Below are 19,599 nucleotides of genomic sequence, written 5' to 3'. Positions count from 1 at the left end.
GGACAATACAAACCGATAAGCCCGGAAGGCAGCCTTGCTTCTTTCCGGGCTTTTTATATTGCGAGGAAGCCGGACAGAAAAATGGCGGCTGAAGCCGCCATTCTGGATAGTGTCTCTGTCAGCCCGGCCGCCGTTACAGCGTGCGGGTGATGTGCTCGACGCGGAAGCACTCGATGGTGTCGCCGGCGCGGATGTCTTCGTAGTTTTCAAAGGCCATACCGCATTCCTGGCCCATCGGCACTTCGGAGACTTCGTCCTTGAAGCGCTTGAGGGTCTTGAGCTTGCCTTCGTGAATAACGACGTTGTCGCGCACCAGGCGGACGCCCGCACCCCGTTCGACCTTGCCTTCGATGACGCGGCAACCCGCGACCTTGCCGGTCTTGGTGATGTTGAACACTTCCAGGATTTCGGCATTGCCGAGGAAGGTTTCGCGTCTTTCTGGAGAAAGAAGACCGGACATCGCTGCCTTCACGTCATCCACCAGATCGTAGATGATGTTGTAGTAGCGGATCTCGATGCCGGCGCGTTCTGCGGCGGTCCGCGCCTGTGCGTTTGCACGGACGTTGAAGCCGATGATCGCCGCATTCGAGGCTTCCGCCAGCGAGATGTCGGACTCGGTGATGCCACCGGCACCCGAATGGACGATGCGGGCGCGAACCTCGTCGGTTCCCAGCTTGTCGAGGGCACCGGCAATGGCTTCGATCGAGCCCTGCACGTCGCCCTTGATGACCAGCGGGAATTCCTTCAGGCCGGTATTCTGCAGCGTCATCATCATCTGCTCGAGCGAACCGCGCTGGCCGGATGCACGGGCAACGGCCTTGTCGCGGGTGAGCCGCTGACGGTACTCGGAGATCTCGCGGGCACGGCTTTCGTTCTCGACGACGGCGAACTTGTCGCCCGCCTGCGGCGTACCGGACAGACCGAGAATTTCGACCGGCATCGACGGCGGCGCTTCCTTGACGTGTTCGCCCTTGTCGTTGACGAGCGCGCGAACGCGGCCCCACTGGTCGCCGGCAACGATGATCTGGCCGGGCTTCAGCGTACCCTTGTGAACGAGAACCGTGGCAACGGCGCCGCGGCCGCGATCGAGCTGGGCTTCGACGACGGTGCCTTCTGCCGTGCGATCCGCATCGGCACGCAGGTCGAGGATTTCGGCCTGCAGCAGGATGGCTTCGAGCAGCTTGTCGAGGCCGAGGCCGGTCTTGGCCGAGACTTCGACGTCGAGCACTTCACCGCCCATGGTTTCGACGAACACTTCATGCTGCAGCAGCTGGTTGCGCACCTTCTGCGGATCGGCTTCGTGCTTGTCGATCTTGTTGATCGCTACGATGATCGGCACACCGGCAGCCTTGGCATGGCTGATCGATTCGATCGTCTGCGGCATGACGCTGTCATCGGCCGCAACCACGAGGATCGCGATGTCGGTCGCCTGGGCGCCGCGGGCACGCATGGCCGTAAAGGCGGCATGGCCGGGAGTATCGATGAAGGTGATCTTGTGGCCGTTCTGCTCCACCTGATAGGCGCCGATATGCTGGGTGATGCCACCGGCTTCGCCCGAGACGACGTGCGTCTTGCGGATGGCGTCGAGCAGCGAGGTCTTGCCGTGGTCGACGTGACCCATGATGGTCACGATCGGCGGACGCGGCTGCATATCGCCATCGTCGTTGGTGTTGAACAGGCCTTCTTCGACGTCGGATTCCGAAACGCGCTTGACCGTATGGCCGAATTCGCCGGCGATGAGTTCGGCAAGGTCGGCGTCGATGACGTCGCCCGGCTTCATCATCTGGCCTTCCTTCATCAGGTACTTGATCACGTCGACGGCTCGTTCAGCCATACGCTGCGACAGTTCCTGAATGGTGATGGTTTCCGGAAGGATCACTTCGCGCATGACCTTTTCGCGGGTTTCCTGCATCTGGCTGCGGCGGAACTTTTCCTGGCGGCGGCGCATGGCGGCCATCGAGCGGCCGCGCGGATTGCCGTCGTCGTCGAGAGCGGCCGTCAGCGTCAGCTTGCCCTTGCGGCGTTCTTCTTCCGTCTTCGGACGGGCAGGGGCCTTGGCAGGTTCCGGGCGAACGACCTTGCCGCGCACCGGTGCGGTGGCGCCACGGTTCGGACGGGCTTCTTCCTCTTCGCCTTCCGCCTTGCGGCGGGCGCCGAGTGCCGGGGTTACCGTCGATGGCGTCGTTGCGGGCTTTGCTGCCTGGGCGCGGGCCTGGTCTTCCGCCTTGCGGGCAGCAACGGCTGCCGCTTCGGCTTCCGCGGCAGCGGCCGCTTCGACGGCTGCCTTCTCGGCTTCGCGTTCCGCAGGCGTGCGGGCGGCTTCTTCCGCGGCAAGACGGGCTGCTTCAGCCTGCTCGGCCTTCAGACGCTCTGCCTCTTCGGCGGCGCGGCGGGCCTCTTCGGCGGCGCGGCGCTTGGCGTCTTCGGCATCGCGGATCTGGGCTTCGGCAAGCGCACGGCGGCGGGCGTCGATCTCACCGGCCGACAGCTGGTTGAGAACCACGCCGACACGCGGGCGATTGTTGTTGTCCTGGCGATTGTCCTGCTGGCGCGGCTGCTGTTGCTGCGGGGCAGGGCGTGATGGCTGCTGCTGCTGGACCGGCGCCGGGCGCTGCGGCTCGGCAACGCGGACCACAGGTGCCGGCGTTGCAATCGGAACGACCGGCTTTTCGTCTTCCGGCCGCATCGGCCGCCGCTTGCGCGTCTCGACCACGACTGCCTTTGTCCGGCCGCGACCCATGTCCTGGCGAACAGTTCCCTGGCTGACCCCGGAGGGCTTCAGGGTCAGCGTCTTCTTGGCTCCGCCGAATGTCTTGTCGTCGTTGTTGTCGGTCATTCCGTTCCGTTCCTAAGATCAGGGCCGGATGCGTATCACCAGACCCCGCCGTTCAATTTCTGTTTTGCAATCGCGGTTGTGCCGGCCTGCGCCGGTGACCCGCGTCATTGTGTCGGCAAGCCAGTTTCGGCGCCAACGGCTCGAGCGGGGACGGTTCCCCGGTATCTTTCGAGCATGTTTGCGCGCTTCACTACACCCTCACCCGCCTGCCCTGCAAGCGCGCAAGCATGGATAAAAGCATTCTGGCCTAAAAGCCCTTCCATTTCCGCTTCGGTGAAGAAGCGGAAGGAGGGTATTTCCTGTCCGTCATCGACGACAAAGCTCATCGCCTTGCGCGCCTGGTCTATCTTGCGTACCCCGTCCGGTGCGGCATCCACCGCATGGAAGGTGGCGAGCGCCGCAAGCCCGCGCACCGCCTGTTCGACTTTCGAGGCGCCGCTGACGAACTGCGCGGCCTTGCGCGCCAGGTTCATCATGCCGCCAAGCTGGCTCGACAGCAGCCGGTCCACCTCGTCGGCAAGCTCCGGTCCGGCGGTCACATCCGCCTTCTTGAGGCCGCGGGCAAACAGCTTTTTGGCGATTGCCTTTTCCAGCACCGCCCGTTCGGCCGTCACCCAGCAGCCCCGTCCGGGCAGCTGTTTCTTCAGGTCGGGCACCACCCGGCCGTCCGGACCGGCGACAAAGCGGATCAGCGTTTCCGGCGTTCCGCTCTGCCGTGTCACGATGCACATGCGGCCGTTCACTGCTTCACCATCAATGTCCCCGGCAGGGTCCTTGTCTTCAGTCAACATGGCGGTCTTCAAGCAGCATCAGCCTGGTTCACGGACAGAACGCCTTCAGGCGTCCTGTTCCGCGCCTTCCACGACTTCGAGGGCTTCTTCTTCACGCGCCAGATCTTCTTCCGTGATCCAGCCGGCGGCAAGACGCGCCTGCAGGACCATGCGTTCGGCTTCGACGCGCGAGATTTCGAGCTTGGAGAACAGGCCTTCGAACTTCTTCGTTTCGCCGTCCTTGCGCTCGGACCAGCCGACGAGATCGTCAGCGGCGCAGCCTGCAAAGTCTTCCATCGTCTTGATGCCGTCTTCGCCCAGCGCCACCAGCATCTGGCTGGTCATGCCGTTGATGGTGCGCAGTTCGTCGGAGACGCCGAGCGCGACACGCTTGGCATCCAGTTCGCCTTCCAGCCGCTCGAGATATTCGCGGGCGCGGGTCTGTAGTTCGCTGGCCGTGTCTTCGTCGAAACCCTCGATCGAGGCGATTTCGTCCAGCTCGACATAGGCAAGTTCCTCGACGGCGGCAAAGCCTTCCGAGGCCAGGACCTGGCCGACCATTTCGTCGACGTCGAGCGCTTCCATGAACAGGTTGGTACGCTCGTTGAATTCCTTCTGGCGGCGCTCGGACTCTTCCGCTTCCGTCATGATGTCGATATCCCAGCCGGTCAGCTGCGACGCGAGGCGGACGTTCTGGCCGCGGCGGCCGATGGCCAGCGACAGCTGCTCGTCCGGTACCACGACTTCGATGCGTTCTGCATCTTCATCGAGAACGACCTTGGAAACTTCGGCCGGCTGCAGCGCGTTGACGATGAACGATGCCGGGTCCTGGGACCACGGGATGATGTCGATCTTCTCGCCCTGCAATTCGCCGACAACGGCCTGAACGCGCGAACCGCGCATACCGACGCAGGCGCCGACCGGATCGATCGACGAATCGTTCGAGATCACGGCGATCTTGGCGCGCGAGCCCGGGTCACGGGCAACCGAGCGGATCTGGATGATGCCGTCGTAGATTTCCGGAACTTCCATGGTGAACAGCTTCACCATGAACTGCGGATGGGTCCGCGACAGGAAAATCTGCGGGCCGCGCTGTTCGCGGCGCACGTCGTAGACATAGGAGCGAACACGGTCGCCGTAGCGCATGTTTTCCCGCGGGATCATTTCGTCGCGGCGGATGATGCCTTCGCCACGGCCGAGATCGACGATGACATTGCCGTATTCGACGCGCTTGACCGTGCCGTTGACGATTTCGCCGATGCGATCCTTGAATTCGTCGAACTGGCGGTCACGCTCGGCTTCGCGCACCTTCTGGACGATGACCTGCTTGGCCGACTGGGCAGCGATGCGACCGAAATCCATCGGCGGCAGCGGATCGGCGATGAAGTCGCCGAGAATGGCGTCGGGGTTGCGGTCGCGGGCCAGTTCCAGCGGGATCTGCGTCGAGTAGTCCTCGGCGACCTCGACGACTTCGAGCAGGCGCTGAAGCCGGATTTCGCCGGTCTTGGAATTGATGTCGGCGCGGATGTTGCTCTCCGAACCATAGCGCGAGCGCGCCGCTTTCTGGATCGCATCGGCCATGGCGGCCAGAACGATTTCGCGGTCGATCACTTTTTCGCGCGCGACGGCATCCGCGATCTGCAGAAGTTCGAGCCGGTTAGCACTCACTGCCATATTCAAGTCTCCGTCTGATTGCCGGGGCCTCGTATCGAGGCGTCCCGCGCCCATAAACTCAATTGATCGGCGAATCTTCGTCTTCGAAGTTTTCGTTGGCGGCCTGTGCCGCCTTCGCCTTCTTGTCTGCTGTCAATGCATCGCGGATCAGATCGTCCGTGAGGATCAGCCTGCCCTCGGCCAGCGCCGTGAACGGGATGACCACGCGCGGCTCCTCGCCGGCGGCCGGCTGATCGCGCTCGATCGTGAAGCCTTCGTCGTCCGCCGAAACGATCTTGCCGCGAAACCGCTTGCGGTTATCGACTAGGACCGATGTTTCGAACTTGATCAGGTGGCCGCTCCAGCGGCTGAAATCCGATTTGCGCACCATCGGCCGGTCGATGCCGGGCGACGACACTTCCAGATGATACTCCCGATCGACCGGATCTTCCACATCCAGGACTGGCGAGATTGCCGTCGAGATCGCTTCGCAATCTTCCACGGTCATCGTGCCGTCAAGCCGCTCGGCCATGATCTGCAATGTCGCGCCGTTCTGCGACGAGAGGCGGACGCGCACCAGCTGGTATCCCATCGGAACGAGCACCGGCTCGATGATGTCGGCGATGCGCCGGTCGATGCCGGTCTCGGTGATCAGGCGTGGTTCCTGTGTATTTTCTGCCGCTGTCGTATCGGACAAACGATGCTCTCCCAAAACATCGGGTAATAAAAAAGAGCGGGTCCTGACGGGCCCACTCTTCATCAACCGATCAAGAATTTGAGGGTCATATACCCTCGATCATCCGCAAATGCAAGATATGACGCCATTCGCCACGCAAAAGCCGGATGTGATGGCTGAAGTGACAAAATCATGCCGGCGTCAGTGCTTTTGCTTGCCCGGCAGATCGTCTGGCCTAGATTGGGCATCACAAAGACGACTCGAAAGACAGACAGGGTGGGAAAGCGCTTGCCGCATCGATTATCGCCATTGGCGCCGTTCAAGCACGACACGTTTCGGATCATCTGGGTGGCAAGCCTTGCCTCCAATTTCGGCGGCCTCGTCCAGGCGGTGGGTGCCGCGTGGATGATGACCTCGATCACGGATTCGGTGAACATGGTGGCGCTGGTGCAGGCCTCGACCTCGCTGCCGATCATGCTGTTTTCGCTGGTCTCGGGCGCGCTCGCCGACAATTTCGACCGGCGGCGGATCATGCTGATCGCCCAGTGTTTCATGCTTTTCGTCTCTGCGCTTTTGACCGTCTGCGCCTATTTCGGCTTCATTTCGCCGTGGCTGCTTCTGTTCTTCACGTTTCTCATCGGCTGCGGCACGGCGCTCAACAATCCGTCCTGGCAGGCTTCGGTCGGCGATATGGTGCCGCGCGAGGTGCTTCCCGCCGCGGTGGCCCTCAACAGCATGGGCTTCAACATCACCCGCTCGGTCGGCCCGGCAATCGGCGGCGCCATCGTCGCAAGCGCCGGGGCGGCGGCGGCCTTCGCCGCCAATACGCTCAGCTATTTCGCCATCATCTTCGCGCTCGTCCGCTGGCGGCGCGAGGAGACGCTGAGCAAGTTGCCGCGCGAATCGATGGGCCGGGCGATTTCGGCGGGCCTGCGCTATGTCGCCATGTCGCCCAATATCGGCAAGGTGCTGTTTCGCGGCTTCGTCTTCGGCCTGTCGGCCAGCGCCATCCTCGCCCTTCTGCCGCTGGTCGCCCGCGATCTCGTCGCCGGCGGGCCGCTGACCTACGGCATCATGCTCGGTGCCTTCGGCCTCGGCGCCATCGGCGGCGCGCTTTTAAGCGCCCGGCTGCGGGAGCATATGTCCAGCGAGTGGGTCGTCCGCATCGCCTTTGCCGGTTTCGCGGTCTCGAGCCTGATCACGGCGCTGAGCCCCTATGGCTGGCTGACCAGCCTGGCGCTGCTTTTGTCGGGCGCCGGCTGGGTACTGGCGCTGTCGCTGTTCAACACCACCGTGCAGCTGTCCACGCCGCGCTGGGTCGTCGGCCGGGCGCTGTCGCTCTACCAGACCACCACCTTCGGCGGTATCGCCGCGGGCAGCTGGATGTGGGGGCAACTGGCGGAAAATTACGGACCGGCCAATGCGCTGATCGCCTCGGCCCTGCTGATGATCGTCGGCGCCGCTATCGGCCTTCGCCTGCCGCTGCCGGAATTCCAGTCGCTCAATCTCGATCCGCTCAACCGTTTCTCCGAGCCGCTGTTGAAGCTCGATCTCAAGCCGCGCAGCGGGCCGATCGTGGTGATGATCGATTACGAGATTGCCGATGAAGACGTGCCCGAATTCCTCACCGCCATGGCTGAGCGCCGCCGCGTCCGTATTCGTGACGGTGCCGGGCAATGGGGCCTGATGCGCGATCTGGAAAACCCGACGGTGTGGACGGAGACCTATCATGTGCCGACCTGGGTCGAATATGTCCGCCACAACCAGCGCCGCACGCAGGCCGATGCCGAAATCGGCGACCGTCTGACGGCGCTGCATCGCGGCGACGCGGCACCGCGCGTCCACCGGATGATCGAACGCCAGACCATCCTTCCCTACGACTACGAGCGCTACAAGCAGCAGGTGGACATGCACTGAGCGTCTTCTTCGTCCTGTATTTTTCTTCAAATCGCGAGCAATTCCACCGGCACTGCGAAAGTTTCCGGGGAGGATGGAGTTTGCCCGTTCAAAAGTATTCATCCATATGGTTGACTATTGGCTGTAATTTATATATTCAACCAATGGGATGAATAATGGACGATGATGATCTGTCACGAATTCTGAAAGCCGCGGGTGATACGACGCGGCGACAAATCTTGACGCTGCTCGTTCAGGAGGGGGCGTTGAGAGTGACGGCGCTCGCCGCCCATTTCGACATGTCGCTGAATTCCGTCTCCAAGCACATCAAGGTGCTGGAGGAAGCAGGACTTGTCACCCGCCGGACCCTGGGTCGCGAACATTTCATCGCGGCCGAGCTCGATCCGCTGAAGCTGACCGAGAACTGGTTCGCGCAATTGAAGTCCATCTGGGAGCTGCGCCTTGCGGCGCTGGAGAACCTACTCGTTTCAAAGGATGAAAGAGATGAATGAGCTTGAACTGATGGTGAACCGCAAAATAGCAGCGTCACGCGAGAAAGTGTTCAATGCCTGGCTTTCGCCTGAAATGCTGGCGAAATTCATGGCGGTGCCTTCAGGCGGCACCGAATTGTCCAAGGTCAGAAACGATCCGGTAAAGGGTGGCCGGTTTTCGATCGTCATGGTGACGGCCGAAAAGGAGATTCCGCATGCCGGCACCTATCTCGAGATCGATCCCTATTCGCGCCTGTCCTTCACTTGGGAATCGCCCTATTCGCTCGACGATAGCGTGGTGACCATCGATCTCACGGAAGTGGATGCTGGCACGACCGAAATCACGCTGAAACAGGTGAAATTCAAGAGTGAGGAGGCAAGGCAGGGCCATACAAGTGGATGGAACGCGATCCTCGACGCTCTCGAAGAAATCCTTGCCTGAAACCAGTCATTGGACCGGGTGAAATCCGGCAGGGTTTCGCCCGGTAGGCTAGAGTTTTCCAATCAGGTTCTCTTGCGGATAGCAGGTCGGGGCCAGGCCGTTCTTTGCCTGCCAGGCGCCGAGCGAGCGGCGCGTCTTGTAGCCGGCAAGACCATCGGCCTTGCCGATATCGTAGCCCTGGCCTTCCAGCGTCTTCTGCATCTTCAGCACATCCGAGCGCAGCATCTTGCCGACATCGCCGAACTGACCCTTGAAGGCCCCGCCGCCGGATGCAATCCGGTCGGCGAGATTGCCGATGAACAGCGCGTAGAGGTCGGAATTGTTGTATTCCTTGATAACGTAGAAGTTCGGCGTGACGATGAATTCCGGCCCGTGGCGGCCGGCGGGCACCAGCATCATGCCATCCGCTTTTGCTTCACCGGACGGAAAGGCCTTGCCGGAAACCCGGGTAATGCCGCTCGACGCCCATTGCGCGATCGGTTTGGCCAGATCCGGGCCTTCCTGCGCGCAGGAAACATTTTGGGGAATGTTGACCTCGAAGCCCCAGTCGCGGCCGCGCTGCCAGCCCTTCTTGGCCAGGTAATTGGCGATGGAGGCCAGCGTATCGGGCGTCGATTTCCAGATGTCGCGGCGTCCGTCGCCATCGAAATCGACGGCATATTTCAGGAAACTGGTCGGCAGGAACTGCGGCTGGCCCATGGCGCCGGCCCAGGAGCCCTTCATATCCGCCTCGCGCACGTCGCCGCTGTCGAGAATATGCAGGGCGGCGATCAGTTCGCGCGTGAACAGGTCGCCGCGCGTCGACATGAAGGCCTTGGTGGCAAGCACGTCCATGATCGGATGCGGGATTTTCGCCCGGCCAAAGCCGGATTCGCGGCCCCAGATGGCAAGAATGATGGGGCCTGGAACACCATAGGCCTTCTCTATCCGCGCAAGCGTCGCTGCATTTTCCTTGGCAAGGCTGCGGCCGGTCGCCGCCAGCCCCTGCAGCCGCTGCTCGGAAAAGTAGGCCCCGGGCGAGGAGAATTCCGCCTGGCTCTGCTTCCGCTCGCTCGGCGGCTTGGTGCCCGGGGGCACGAGATCCGGCAGATCCCAGTTGAGCTTCACATCGGCAAAGGCGGCCTTGAAGGATTTTTCGGAAATCCCGGATTTCTGCGCCTGCGGCCAGAGGTCGGTCTGCAGCCATTGGCGAAACTGCGCCTCGGTGTCGGCCTTGGAGGCGGCGAGGGCGGGCAGTGGTGTCAGGGTGATGAAGGCGGCTGCGATCAGCGACAGAATATGACGCGCCTTGCTGGCTGACGTTCGACGTGGCGTCTCCTCACACTCCGTCATCCTCGCCCTTGTGGCGGGGATCCAGCTGCGCCATGTCCATGGCGCAAGAGACTCTTTCACGCGACGTCCGTCGCGTGGCTGGATTCCTGTGACAGGCACAGGAATGACGGAAGAGAGTATTGCGGCTTTCCAGTTCCTGCCGGTGTTTGCCGTGGTTGCCTTGAACTCCGTAGCGTGGAGACTGTCTTTCACGAACGCGTTCTTCCTCAAATCGCCGTCCTCGCCCTCAATGCTGCCGTCAGCGTGCCTTCGTCCAGATAGTCCAGCTCGCCGCCGACGGGAACGCCGTGCGCCAGCCGGGTGATCTTGACGCCGAGACCGTCGAGCTGATCGGTGATGTAATGGGCCGTCGTCTGGCCTTCGACAGTCGCGTTGACGGCGATGATCAGTTCGCGCACGCCGCCCTTCGCCACGCGCTCGACGAGGCCTTTGATGTTCAGATCGTCCGGCCCGACGCCATCGAGCGGCGACAGCGTGCCGCCGAGCACGTGATAGGCGGTGTTCATCGCGCTGGCCCGCTCCAGCGCCCAGAGATCGGAAACATCCTCGACCACGATGATGACGGAATTGTCGCGCCGGTCGTCGGAGCAGACGCTGCACGGATCGATCGTGTCGACATTGCCGCAGCACGAGCAGATGCGGACCTTGCGGTGTGCTTCGCCCATGGCATCGGCCAGCGGGCCGAGCAGCTGGTCCTTCTTCTTGACGAGATGCAGGGCCGCGCGCCGGGCCGAGCGGGGCCCGAGCCCGGGCACCTTCGCCAGGAGCTGAATGAGTTTTTCGATTTCGGGGCCGGTGACTCGCTTTGCCATGCGGCGTTTCTACTCCATATCTGCGGGGAACGGAATCGCTGAAAGGAAGGTGTTGCCCATGAAAATCCTGGCCGTCTGCACCGGTAGCGCCGAAATCCTGCCCGGCAAATCCTACAGGACCGGCATTTTCAAGCACCCGGTCGATGCCGGCGTGATGATCGATCGCGAAGGGCTGGTCGGCGACAGGATCTGCAACCGCAAACACCATGGCGGACCCGACCAGGCGGTCTATGCTCTGGGTTCCGCCGATCTCGACTGGTGGTCGAAGGAGCTGGGGCGGGTTCTGCAGCCCGGTCTTTTCGGTGACAATCTGGTGATCGATGGTGCCGATAGCCGGACGATTTCGGTTGGCGACCGGTTTGCGACAGAGGCGGTCGAGCTCGAAGTCACCTCGGCGCGCATTCCGTGTGCGACGCTGGCGTCCCGGATGGGCGATCCGGGCTTTGCACGACGTTTCGCCAGGGCCGGACGGCCGGGCTTTTATTGCCGCGTGCTCAAGGACGGCGTCGTCAAGGCGGGCGATGCCGTGACCTATCACGCCTATACCGGCCTGCCGGTGCTGATGCCGGAAATGCTGGAAACCTTTGGCCGGAATCTGTCCGGCGAGGATCGGTCCCGCTATCTCGCAGCGCCTATCCATCACAAGCTGAGGGCAAAGCTCACCAGCATGTGAGGTTTGCGGGCCTGTTCCCGGGTATCGTGGGCGGCCTGCAATCGGTGGAATTAACCATTCACATAAATTTCACTTTCTTCCGGATCTTGTTCAACCTATGAGTGAGTTTGTTGTGGGCGCCACCGCATTCGGGGTGCCGCATCACGTTGATGATTGCGCAGACGACTTGAAACCGGTGAGTCCTTGCGAGGACAAGTACGCCAGGGAGCTTGCGGCTGTTTGCCGGGAGGGGCTGCCATCATGCATGGAATTCCGCGACGCGCGGCCCGTATCGGCCAAATGGGCGCCATGTTGCTGGTGGCGTTCGTGAGCGTGACCCTTGGCGGTCGCGTAGAGGCGGCCGATTGCGTGTCGAACAAGGCCGGCGCCGAAATGGCCGCCCTTCAGCGTCAGATCGCGGCCAACCGGGCTTTGCAGGTGAAGTATAGCTGCGCCACGGGATCGACGTTCGCATGCCGTGAAATTGCCGGCCGTATCGCGCAGGTGAGTACCCGTCTTGCCAGTCTGGCTGCGTCAGGCCAGAGCTGCTGGAAACCGGCGGTCACCAAGCGCGCGCCGCCTCGCCGTGCTGCAGATGCATTGCCGCGCCTTGCCGCGAAGATCGAGACCCGTTGTGTCCGGCTTTCGGACGGCTATTATTTTCCAACGCCGAACTCCGGATACAATACCGAAAAGGACGTTGATGTGATCGCCGCACAATGCAGGTTCATTTGCGATGATCCGGCGATGGAAGTCTACCGGATGACGGGTGAGGATCGGAATGCCGACGAGATGGTGTCGGTGACGACGGGCGCGCGTTATGCGGATCTGCCCCGTGCCGGTGTCTATCGTGACGCGGTGCCGTTCAAGGCCTGCGACATGGCCCGTTTCCACAAGACCGTGCTGGCAAAAATGGCGGAGGCCCGTGCATCTGCCCAGAAAGGCGCGTCTGCCCCGACGGTGAAGCGGCAAACCGTGCCATCGGCCGATGAGGCCGATGCGAAGGTGGTAAGCCCGGTGGATGCCGATTTTCGGGGCATGGCCAGCTTCGCGCCCATTCCGGAAAGAAAGGTCCGCATTGTCGGCCCGCCTTTCCTTCCCGAGGAATGAGAAAGTCGGGCGGGAAGCGGCCCGGGCTAACGAGCCGCCGGATGAACCGCTTTAGAACGGCAGCTTCATGCCGGGCGGGATCGGCAGGCCGGCGGTAAGCGCCTTGGTCTTTTCGGCGGTGATGGCCTCGGCCTTGTCCTTGCCGTCCTTGTGAGCGGCGACGATCAGGTCCTCGAGGATTTCGACATCGTCTTCCTTGAACAGCGACGGGTCGATCTTGATGCCCTTGAGATTGCCCTTGCCGTCCATGCGAACGGTCACGAGGCCGCCGCCGGACGAGCCATCGACTTCGAGCGCAGAAATCTCTTCCTGCATCTTCTCCATCTTGGCCTGCATTTCCTTGACCTTGCCCATCATGCCCATGATGTCGCGCATCGTCGTCTCCTCTTTGTATCCTGTGGTCGTGTTTGGAACCTAGTGCTCGATATCGTCGCCGGGAAGGATGTCGCCTTCATCGGATTCGGCGGCGGCCACGGCCACCGGCTCGTTTTCCTCCTCCGGCTCCGGTCCCTTGATGCGCACGTCGGTGATCTTGGCGCCGGGGAAACGGGCGAGAATGGCGGCGACGTCCGGGTCCTGGCGCGCATCGCTGACGCGCTTTTCCTGCGCCTGCGTTTCCGCTTCGATCAGCGTCGGTGCCCCGGGCTCGCGGCTGAGGATGACCATCCAGCGCATGCCGGTCCAGTCTTCCAACTTCTTCTGTAGCTCGGCAACCAGCGTCTTCGGCGCATCCTCCGGCAGGTTGATTTCCAGCCGTCCGGGTTCGAGATTGACCAGCCGCACGAAGCCGCGCACCAGCGTCTTCAGCTTGATGTCGCGATTGGTGCCGCAAAGCTCGGCGATGTCGCTCACCGATCGCAGCGCCACCTTGGGCTCGGCCTTGGCAACTTCGACCGGCCGTTCCTCGATCCTGCCGACAGGCATCGCCTGCAGCGGCGCCACGTCGGGTACCGCGCGCAGCATGGTTGCACCGTTTCCGGTGGTGCGCTGGGCCGGGGCCATGTCGTTGCCACGCGCCTGCACGGAGCCGGTCATCGCGGCCTGAGCCCCGCCACCATTGCCGCCATTCGGGGCGGAGGGCTGGCGCGGAGCGTCGCCGCTGGAGAGTTCGAGCAGCCGCCGCGCGGCATCTTCCGGCGAGGGAAGATGGGCGGCATGGGCAAGCCGGATCAGCACCATTTCGGCGGCGCCGGCCGGGCGCGACGAGCTTTCGGTTTCCGGAATACCCTTGAGGAGCATCTGCCAGATGCGCGACAGCGTCGTCACGGCGATACCAGAGGCGAATTCGGCGCCACGGGTGCGCTCGATCTCGCTCAGTGACTGGTCGCTGGCGGCATCCGGCACATATTTCAGCCGGGTGACGAGATGGGTGAAATCGGCAAGGTCGGTCAGCACGACGGAGGGGCTGGCGCCGGCCTCGTATTGCCCGGCGAATTCTTCAAGGGCCGCGGCAACATCGCCTTTGACGATATGCTGGAACAGATCGACGATGCGGGCGCGGTCGGCAAGGCCGAGCATCGAGCGCACCGCTTCGACTTCGACCACGCCGCCGCCATGGGCGATCGCCTGGTCGAGCAGCGACAGGCCGTCGCGAGCCGAGCCTTCGGCGGCACGGGCGATCATCGCCATGGCGTCCGGATCGGCCGAAATGCCTTCCTTGCCGAGAATGGTGGTGAACAGGCCGACCAGATCCGACGCGCCGATGCGGCGCAGGTCGAAGCGCTGGCAGCGCGACAGCACGGTGATCGGAACCTTGCGGATTTCGGTGGTAGCGAAGATGAATTTCACATGCTCGGGCGGCTCTTCGAGCGTCTTCAGCAGGCCGTTGAAGGCCTGGGTCGAGAGCATGTGCACTTCGTCGATGATATAGACTTTGTAGCGTGCCGAAACCGGCCGGTAGCGCACCTGCTCGATGATCTCGCGGATATCGTCGATGCCGGTATGGGAGGCGGCGTCCATCTCGATCACGTCGACATGGCGGCCTTCCATGATCGCCTGGCAATGCTCGCCGGGGATGCGCAGGTCGATGGTCGGCTTGTCGATCTCAGGGGTCTTGTAGTTCAGCGCACGGGCAAGGATGCGGGCGGTGGTCGTCTTGCCGACGCCGCGAACCCCGGTCAGCATATAGGCCTGGGCGATGCGGCCGGTCTCGAATGCGTTGGTGAGCGTGCGCACCATCGGTTCCTGGCCGACCATCAGGTCGGAGAAATCCTTCGGCCGGTACTTGCGGGCAAGCACGCGGTAGGCGGCGGGCTTCTCGGATGTCGGGATCAAGATATCTTCGCTCATCGCCCTTTTTTTCCCCAAGACGGGGCCGCTTGGCTGCAAATCGTGTCCAGACCGGACAGAAGGAAAAGGGTGGGAGGCTGGCACGATGACCCGTGCCTGGCTCGTTGGGGCTGCTTCCTTCCGGACCTGACCCGGTTGGCGAGTGGCTCGTCCACCACCAACCTCCCGGTTCTCATATCGGCAATATCGAAACCAAATGCAAGCCAAGCCTTCAAAAAACTGCTATCGATGTGCAAACAAACGAAAAATCACCGTCTATGGGAGACCTGCTTGCCCGCCTTCGAGATTGATGAACGCCTTCAGCGCGACGGATTGCTCGTCGCCACGCTCGGTCTTTGCCAGCTTCGTGTCGTGAACGACCGCCGCTGGCCCTGGCTGGTGCTTATTCCCCAGCGCGATGGCGTGTCCGAGGTCTTCGATCTGACGCCGCTCGACCAGACGATGCTGACATTCGAGACCAACATGGTCGGTTCGGCATTGAAAAAGGTGACGGGGGCGACGAAGATCAATGTCGGCGCGCTTGGCAACATCGTCCGCCAGCTCCATGTCCATGTGATCGCCCGCAGCGAGGGCGATGCCAACTGGCCGGGGCCGGTCTGGGGGTTCGGTTCGGCCGACCCCTGGAGCGATGACGAGCGCAAGGCATTCGCAGCACGGATAGTGGAAAATCTCTGACCATGACGACATCGATCTTCGACCTGCACAGCCCGCATCCCGAGCCGAGTACGCTCGTCGCATTCGCGGAAAATCATCTCGACAGGCAGTCCGAACACCGTACCGACGATTGTCTGGAGGTGGCGTTCCGCCAGGCCGGTGCCCATGTCTTTGCCTTCTCCGGCGGCAAGCTGGTCGTCAAGCACGACGAGAAGGTCATCGATCCGCTGTTTGCCCCCTATGAGCTGGCGGGCCTCGAACCCGATCTCGACGATGCCATCCTGCTCGGCTTCCTCGCCAATGGCGAGCCGCGGCTGGCCGTTCCCATCGGTCTCACCGAGGAAACGCTGCCCGAACCTTTCAAGCTGGCCGATGGCCGCACGCTCTATCGCCAGCAGATGCTGACCGACGAGCTGCTCGGCCAGTTCGCCCAGGCGTCGAGCCTGATCAGCTGGAACGCGACCAACCGTTTCTGCGGCAAATGCGGTTCGGCCATGGAAGGCAAGGCCGGCGGCTACCGCCGCGTCTGCACCGCTTGCGGCCACATGGTCTTCCCGCGCACCGATCCGGTCGTCATCATGCTGACCATCGATCTGGAGCGCGACCTCTGCCTGCTCGGCCGCAGCCCGCATTTCCCCGAAGGCATGTATTCCTGCCTCGCCGGTTTCGTCGAGCCGGGGGAAACGATCGAAAATGCCGTCCGGCGTGAAACGCTCGAGGAATCCGGCATCCGCCTCGGCCGCGTCCGCTATCATGCCTCGCAGCCCTGGCCGATGCCGCATACGCTGATGATTGGCTGTTATGCCGAGGCCAAGTCCCGCGATATCCACCGCGATGATCAGGAACTGGAGGATTGCCGCTGGTTCACGCGCGAGGAAACAGCAGCAATGCTGGCCCGTAACACCGGTGTGACGCTGGCGGCGGGCGAACTCGGTCCCCCGCCGAAAGGCGCCATCGCCCATCAGTTGATGCGCGACTGGCTGGACTGGCCGAAATAAACGAAAACGGCGTCCGCTGATGGCGGACGTCGGCCGATTCGGTTTCAGCCGTTTGGCAGGTCAGAAATTGCGCTGCAAGCGGATGGTCCCGCCAATGGCGCTGCCTTTTCCGCGCACGCCGCTGAAATCCGTATAGTTGATTTCCGGCTGCACCGTCAGGCCGTCGACAACGGTGTAGTCGACATTGAGGGCGCCGGCGAAAGTTCCGTCTTCCTCGTAGGCCGCCTGCACGTTCAGGGAGGCCTTTTCCGTCATTTGCGCGGCAAACCCACCCCAGACGGCCCAGTCGCCATCCCACGGGCCATAGTAGTTGCGTTCGCGCGAGCCGCCGGGGCCCTTGTCATTGTCCCAATCCGACTGATAGCCGCCCATCACGAAGACCGAGACCTTGTCGTTGAGCTTGACGTCGAGGCGGACCTTGCCGCCGAAGGCGTCGGCCCGGGTGTCGTAGCCACCGATCGCTGCGATTTCGCCCCAGTCTCCCACATATCTGACCCCGCCGATGACATGCGGAAAGTCGTTGCCGCGATAGGAGACCTCCGGCACGGCGGTAAAACCCGTCTCATAGCTGCCGGCGCCTTCCTCCAGGCCGATCAGCGCCGCAAATCCCGTGTCGCCGCCATAGACGTAGCTGACCTGCGAGGTCCGGTCGCCGGTATAGTCGATCACATCGTCGTTGATGATGTTGCCGGCAGAATTCAGCCAGGTGTCGTAGCGCGAATCGGCATAGCCGGCGCGGAAGCCCGCGATCTCGATATAGGCGGCGTTAAGATAGGTATTGGTGTCGGTGACGTTGTTTGCATCGCTGCGCAGTTCGATGAAGCTGCGCAATGTTCCGTATTCGGTGTCGGATCGCGCGTCGAACATGATCGTTCCGCGCGTAAAGGCATCCCAGCCGTTGCTTTCGCCCGTATACGGGCTTTCGCCATAGTTCGAATCGAAGCGCACGTAGCCGCTGATCTTCAGGCAGGTTTCCGTGCCCGGAATGTAGAAATAGCCTTTGCCGAAGGCATCGCAGACGCGGACATATTCCAGGGGTTCAGGGTCCGCCGCGACAATCGCGTCGGCCGCACGGGCGCCCGTCACAGTCATCAATGCTGCTGTCGAGCCGAGAAGGAATATCTTGATTGTCATGGGCTAACCTTTGCTGCGCACCGCCGCAAAAGCCGGCATGCGCCGTTGTTGTTGCCGGAAATCACGACGCATTTCCGAATCATCTGAACGCGGTGCCTTGCGGAAGGTCCGCCGCAAGACAACCATTTTCCGGTCAGAATTTCCAGTGGCCAGTTTTAGCCCATTCGGATCGTTGTGGTGTCCCTAAAGGACCAGCCGCATCGGATGGGCCGCGTAGGAACCGAGGATGCGGACCTTTTCGGAAAAATACCGCAGCTCGTCCAGCGCCTGGCGGACATGCGCATCGTCCGGATGCCCTTCGATATCGGCATAGAACTGCGTTGCGATGAACTTGCCGCCGAGCTGGTAGCTCTCCAGCTTGGTCATGTTGATGCCGTTGGTGGCAAAGCCGCCGAGCGCCTTGTAGAGGGCTGCCGGGATATTGCGGACGTTGAAAACGAAGGTGGTGACGATGACGTCGTTTTCCGCCTGCCGCTTGATGGTCTTCGGGTCGCGCGCCAGGATCACGAAACGCGTCACGTTGTTTTCCGTATCCTCGACATTCTCGGCGATGATGTCGAGCGTGTAGAGATCGGCGGCAAGCCTGGGGGCAAGGGCTGCCATCGACCGGTCGCCCATTTCGGACACGAGCTTGGCGGCTCCCGCCGTATCGCCCGCCACCACCGGCTTCCAGCCATTGGCGCGCACGATCTTGCGGCATTGGCCAAGCGCATGGATATGGCTGTGCACGGTGCGGATTTCGTCGCGCGAAACGCCCGGCAGCACCATCAGCTGGAAGCGGATCGGCATGAAATATTCGCCGATGATGTGCAGCCGCGACTCGGGCAGCAGGTGGTGGATATCGGCGACGCGGCCGGCGATCGTGTTCTCGATCGGGATCATCGCCAGATCGGCTTCACCGCTCTCGACCGCCAGGAACGCATCCTCGAAGGTCTGGCATGGCAGCGGCTCCATGTCCGGGAACATGTCGCGGCAGGCCATGTCGGAATTGGCGCCATAGTCGCCCTGAAAGGAAATCCGGTTGGTCTTGGTGGTCATTGCAGTTCCGATCATGCTTTTGCAGAAAGAAGGCGCCGGGCCTTTTCAAGGTCGGCCGGCGTATCGACGCCGAGCGGTATGGACTGGACGATTTCCACATCGATGCGCATGCCGGCCTCCAGCGCCCGCAACTGCTCCAGCGATTCGCGCTTTTCCAGCACGGAGGGCGGCAGCGACACGAATTTTTCCAGCGCGGCACGGCGATAGGCGTAGAGACCGATATGGTGATAGAGCGGCCCCTTGCCATACGGTGCGGTGGCGCGGGTAAAATAAAGGGCCTTCAGCCGCGTTTCGGACAGCGGCGCGCCGACGACCTTGACGACGTTCGGATTGGTCTTTTCGTCCTCGTCTTCGATTTCGACGGTCAGCGTGGCGATGTCGACCGCGGGATTCTCCAGCGGCCGCAGGGCGGCGCGGATGGTTTCCGGTTCGATGGTCGGAAGATCGCCCTGCACGTTGATGATGATTTCGGCCTTGCCGTGCGGGTCGCTTTTCAGCAGCGCTTCGTAGATGCGGTCGGACCCGGACTGGTGGTCGACCCGCGTCATCACGGCTTCGAAACCGGCGGCGGTGACCGCGTCGAACGTGTCCTGATGATCCACCGCAACGACGATCCGTCCGGCCTGTGCGTCCCGTGCCCGCAAGGCAACCTGAACGATCATCGGCAGGCCGCAAATGTCGGCAAGCGGCTTGCCCGGCAGTCGCGTCGAGGCCATGCGCGCGGGAATGAGAATGAGGGTTTTGTCCAAATTGTCGCTATTCATGCTTAGGCCTTCAAAACGCGCCGGAAAAGTGTCAAAAGGACTCAAGGCCGGG

The 19,599-nt window shown here is 62.4% G+C and carries 18 protein-coding genes and 1 other RNA gene; 7 read left to right on the top strand and 12 right to left on the bottom strand.

Going from position 1 to position 19,599, the window contains the following annotated elements:
- Window positions 1–133: 133 nt before the first annotated feature.
- The 4 genes from infB to rimP form a co-directional block, all read right to left on the bottom strand.
- Complete coding sequence (infB, locus tag ADU59_RS04580) at window positions 134–2,836, bottom strand: translation initiation factor IF-2 (RefSeq protein WP_068952064.1); 2,703 nt, start codon at window positions 2,834–2,836, stop codon at window positions 134–136.
- A 104-nt stretch (window positions 2,837–2,940) separates the two neighbouring features.
- Window positions 2,941–3,627, bottom strand: a complete 687-nt coding sequence (locus tag ADU59_RS04575) for an RNA-binding protein (protein WP_068952062.1) — start codon at window positions 3,625–3,627, stop codon at window positions 2,941–2,943.
- Window positions 3,628–3,672: 45 nt separating this feature from the next.
- Window positions 3,673–5,280, bottom strand: a complete 1,608-nt coding sequence (gene nusA / locus ADU59_RS04570) for a transcription termination factor NusA (protein WP_068952060.1) — start codon at window positions 5,278–5,280, stop codon at window positions 3,673–3,675.
- Between the two features lie 58 nt (window positions 5,281–5,338).
- Complete coding sequence (rimP, locus tag ADU59_RS04565) at window positions 5,339–5,956, bottom strand: ribosome maturation factor RimP (protein ID WP_068952058.1); 618 nt, start codon at window positions 5,954–5,956, stop codon at window positions 5,339–5,341.
- Between the two features lie 267 nt (window positions 5,957–6,223).
- Between rimP and ADU59_RS04560 the strand changes: the two genes are divergently transcribed.
- From ADU59_RS04560 to ADU59_RS04550, 3 genes are all read left to right on the top strand, one after another.
- Window positions 6,224–7,852, top strand: coding sequence for an MFS transporter (locus tag ADU59_RS04560; RefSeq protein ID WP_068952056.1), 1,629 nt, complete (start codon window positions 6,224–6,226; stop codon window positions 7,850–7,852).
- A 155-nt stretch (window positions 7,853–8,007) separates the two neighbouring features.
- Entirely contained in the window at window positions 8,008–8,343 is a 336-nt protein-coding gene (locus tag ADU59_RS04555; protein ID WP_068952054.1) for an ArsR/SmtB family transcription factor, read from the top strand.
- Entirely contained in the window at window positions 8,336–8,764 is a 429-nt protein-coding gene (locus tag ADU59_RS04550) for an SRPBCC family protein (protein WP_068952052.1), read from the top strand. Before ADU59_RS04555 ends, ADU59_RS04550 begins: the two co-directional genes overlap by 8 nt.
- 48 nt (window positions 8,765–8,812) lie before the next feature.
- Here ADU59_RS04550 and ADU59_RS04545 read toward each other — a convergent pair whose 3' ends face one another.
- On the bottom strand, window positions 8,813–10,096 hold the full coding sequence (locus tag ADU59_RS04545) for a lytic murein transglycosylase (RefSeq protein ID WP_083198118.1): 1,284 nt from the start codon (window positions 10,094–10,096) through the stop codon (window positions 8,813–8,815).
- 206 nt (window positions 10,097–10,302) lie between these two features.
- Window positions 10,303–10,908: a recombination mediator RecR gene (gene recR / locus ADU59_RS04540; protein WP_037104101.1), complete on the bottom strand. Its 606-nt coding sequence runs from the start codon at window positions 10,906–10,908 to the stop codon at window positions 10,303–10,305.
- Between the two features lie 58 nt (window positions 10,909–10,966).
- Here recR and ADU59_RS04535 point away from each other — a divergent pair, with 58 nt between their 5' ends.
- The gene (locus tag ADU59_RS04535; RefSeq protein WP_068952050.1) at window positions 10,967–11,581 is read left to right on the top strand and encodes an MOSC domain-containing protein; all 615 of its coding nucleotides are present in this window, start codon (window positions 10,967–10,969) and stop codon (window positions 11,579–11,581) included.
- A gap of 240 nt (window positions 11,582–11,821) precedes the next feature.
- On the top strand, window positions 11,822–12,670 hold the full coding sequence (locus tag ADU59_RS04530) for a DUF2865 domain-containing protein (protein WP_068952048.1): 849 nt from the start codon (window positions 11,822–11,824) through the stop codon (window positions 12,668–12,670).
- A 51-nt stretch (window positions 12,671–12,721) separates the two neighbouring features.
- Here ADU59_RS04530 and ADU59_RS04525 read toward each other — a convergent pair whose 3' ends face one another.
- The 3 genes from ADU59_RS04525 to ffs all read right to left on the bottom strand — a co-directional run bounded on the left by ADU59_RS04525 (window position 12,722) and on the right by ffs (window position 15,125).
- Window positions 12,722–13,045, bottom strand: a complete 324-nt coding sequence (locus ADU59_RS04525; RefSeq protein ID WP_068952046.1) for a YbaB/EbfC family nucleoid-associated protein — start codon at window positions 13,043–13,045, stop codon at window positions 12,722–12,724.
- Between the two features lie 39 nt (window positions 13,046–13,084).
- Entirely contained in the window at window positions 13,085–14,959 is a 1,875-nt protein-coding gene (locus ADU59_RS04520) for a DNA polymerase III subunit gamma/tau (RefSeq protein WP_068952044.1), read from the bottom strand.
- A gap of 69 nt (window positions 14,960–15,028) precedes the next feature.
- An RNA gene (ffs, locus tag ADU59_RS04515) (signal recognition particle sRNA small type) lies at window positions 15,029–15,125 on the bottom strand.
- Between the two features lie 62 nt (window positions 15,126–15,187).
- On the opposite strand from ffs, the gene ADU59_RS04510 reads away from it, so the two are divergent.
- A complete protein-coding gene (locus tag ADU59_RS04510) occupies window positions 15,188–15,634 on the top strand; it encodes an HIT domain-containing protein (RefSeq protein ID WP_068952042.1) in 447 nt (148 codons plus the stop codon).
- 2 nt (window positions 15,635–15,636) lie between these two features.
- Window positions 15,637–16,611 (top strand): NAD(+) diphosphatase, encoded by a 975-nt coding sequence (gene nudC / locus ADU59_RS04505; RefSeq protein WP_068952040.1) that lies wholly within the window; start codon window positions 15,637–15,639, stop codon window positions 16,609–16,611.
- Between the two features lie 60 nt (window positions 16,612–16,671).
- On the opposite strand, the gene ADU59_RS04500 is transcribed toward nudC, so the two are convergent.
- The 3 genes from ADU59_RS04500 to ADU59_RS04490 all read right to left on the bottom strand — a co-directional run bounded on the left by ADU59_RS04500 (window position 16,672) and on the right by ADU59_RS04490 (window position 19,547).
- A complete protein-coding gene (locus tag ADU59_RS04500; RefSeq protein WP_068952038.1) occupies window positions 16,672–17,745 on the bottom strand; it encodes a porin in 1,074 nt (357 codons plus the stop codon).
- A gap of 183 nt (window positions 17,746–17,928) precedes the next feature.
- Window positions 17,929–18,783, bottom strand: coding sequence for a prephenate dehydratase (locus ADU59_RS04495; protein ID WP_068952600.1), 855 nt, complete (start codon window positions 18,781–18,783; stop codon window positions 17,929–17,931).
- Between the two features lie 11 nt (window positions 18,784–18,794).
- Window positions 18,795–19,547 carry a 3-deoxy-manno-octulosonate cytidylyltransferase gene (locus tag ADU59_RS04490; RefSeq protein ID WP_068952036.1) on the bottom strand — a complete coding sequence of 251 codons (753 nt, stop codon included), beginning with the start codon at window positions 19,545–19,547 and terminating at the stop codon, window positions 18,795–18,797.
- Window positions 19,548–19,599: the final 52 nt, after the last annotated feature.

The sequence above is a fragment of the Pararhizobium polonicum genome (assembly GCF_001687365.1).
Classification (GTDB): domain Bacteria; phylum Pseudomonadota; class Alphaproteobacteria; order Rhizobiales; family Rhizobiaceae; genus Pararhizobium; species Pararhizobium polonicum.
This window is presented reverse-complemented; position numbering and strand designations above follow the sequence as displayed.